This is a genomic window from Acinetobacter sp. YH12126, from assembly GCF_013418745.1.
Classification (GTDB): Bacteria; Pseudomonadota; Gammaproteobacteria; order Pseudomonadales; family Moraxellaceae; genus Acinetobacter; species Acinetobacter amyesii.
The window spans coordinates 1-1,348 of the sequence record NZ_VPBM01000051.1 but is presented as its reverse complement, the minus strand read 5'-3'; the positions used below and the strand labels follow the sequence as shown (position 1 = coordinate 1,348).

Here is a 1,348-nt window from a genome sequence, read left to right as displayed (position 1 = left end):
AGCGGATCATCAGGGCCACATTAGGATTCAAATCTATGAAGACGGCTTATGCCACAATTAAAGGTATTGAAGTCATGCGTGCACTACGTAAAGGACAAGCATCGTCATTTTATTATGGTCAGCCTCAGGGTGAAGTGTGTCTAATCAACAGGGTTTTCGGTCTCTAAGTACTTTTTAAAGGGAACATCATCGACTCAAATCTCTATTTGCAACAGTGCCGTACCGTTGGCCCGGCGTTCGATAGTACCGTCCGGATACTGCCAGATATCGGCGTCCAGGGAGATGTCCTGAAGCGCGGTGTCCGGAATTTCAGGTTTGTGTCTCTACAAAGACTAACTATCAGAAAAACTCATCGAGCATCAAATGAAACTGCAATTTATTCATATCAGGATTATCAATACCATATTTTTGAAAAAGCCGTTTCTGTAATGAAGGAGAAAACTCACCGAGGCAGTTCCATAGGATGGCAAGATCCTGGTATCGGTCTGCGATTCCGACTCGTCCAACATCAATACAACCTATTAATTTCCCCTCGTCAAAAATAAGGTTATCAAGTGAGAAATCACCATGAGTGACGACTGAATCCGGTGAGAATGGCAAAAGCTTATGCATTTCTTTCCAGACTTGTTCAACAGGCCAGCCATTACGCTCGTCATCAAAATCACTAGCATCAACCAAACCGTTATTCATTCGTGATTGCGCCTGAGCGAGACGAAATACGCGATCGCTGTTAAAAGGACAATTACAAACAGGAATCGAATGCAACCGGCGCAGGAACACTGCCAGCGCATCAACAATATTTTCACCTGAATCAGGATATTCTTCTAATACCTGGAATGCTGTTTTCCCGGGGATCGCAGTGGTGAGTAACCATGCATCATCAGGAGTACGGATAAAATGCTTGATGGTCGGAAGAGGCATAAATGCCGTCAGCCAGTTTAGTCTGACCATCTCATCTGTAACATCATTGGCAACGCTACCTTTGCCATGTTTCAGAAACAACTCTGGCGCATTGGGCTTCCCATACAATCGATAGATTGTCGCACCTGATTGCCCGACATTATCGCGAGCCCATCTATACCCATATAAATCAGCATCCAGGTTGGAATTTAATCGCGGCCTCGAGCAAGACGTTTCCCGTTGAATATGGCTCATAACACCCCTTGTATTACTGTTTATGTAAGCAGACAGTTTTATTGTTCATGATGATATATTTTTATCGGCACTGTTGCAAATAGTCGGTGGTGATAAACTTATCATCCCCTTTTGCTGATGGAGCTGCACATGAACCCATTCAAAGGCCGGCATTTTCAGCGTGACATCATTCTGTGGGCCGTACGCTGGTACT

General features: G+C 44.4%; 1 protein-coding gene and 1 pseudogene. One reads left to right on the top strand and one right to left on the bottom strand.

Annotated features, from left to right (window positions below; genetic code table 11):
- A pseudogene (locus FTU62_RS17230) lies at positions 1–167 on the top strand (IS6 family transposase); the annotation flags it as partial.
- Positions 168–339: 172 nt separating this feature from the next.
- On the opposite strand, the gene FTU62_RS17225 reads toward FTU62_RS17230, so the two are convergent.
- A complete protein-coding gene (locus tag FTU62_RS17225; RefSeq protein WP_000018326.1) occupies positions 340–1,155 on the bottom strand; it encodes an aminoglycoside O-phosphotransferase APH(3')-Ia in 816 nt (271 codons plus the stop codon).
- Positions 1,156–1,348 lie beyond the last annotated feature (193 nt).

Coding starts and splice junctions, on each gene's coding strand:
- FTU62_RS17225 (WP_000018326.1), bottom strand. CDS start 1,155: ATGAGCCATATTCAACGGGAAACGTCTTGCTCGAGGCCGCGATTAAAT.